This window comes from Gilvimarinus sp. 1_MG-2023, from assembly GCF_030548285.1.
This window is the reverse complement of the sequence record NZ_JAUOSC010000644.1, coordinates 1-311: the sequence shown is the minus strand read 5'-3', so window position 1 is coordinate 311 and position 311 is coordinate 1. Positions and strand designations below refer to the sequence as shown.

Below are 311 nucleotides of genomic sequence, written 5' to 3'. Positions count from 1 at the left end.
ATATCGGCCTGCCCCTGGGCGTTGATCCGGCCACGCTTCATGGTATCGCGGGTCGGGCTGGCCAGAATGGCACCGGGAAAACATAACGCTTCCAGCAAGGCGTCCAGATCACTGTGCTGCAGGCATGGACGGGCCACGTCATGCACCATCACCCAGTCATCTTCTGCTGCCAGTGTCTGCAAGGCGCGCAAGCCGTTTAATACCGAGTCACACCGCTCCGCTCCACCACAGGCACGCAGAATCCGCGCATCATCAGCAAATTCACTATCAGGCCAGTAAGGATCGTATTCAGACAGCACCAGCACCAGGCG

The 311-nt window shown here is 59.2% G+C and carries 1 protein-coding gene; it reads right to left on the bottom strand.

Going from position 1 to position 311, the window contains the following annotated elements; all coding sequences use genetic code 11:
- Positions 1-311 (bottom strand): 2-C-methyl-D-erythritol 4-phosphate cytidylyltransferase (locus tag Q4563_RS18450; protein ID WP_303605543.1); only part of this gene is annotated, 311 nt, incomplete at both ends.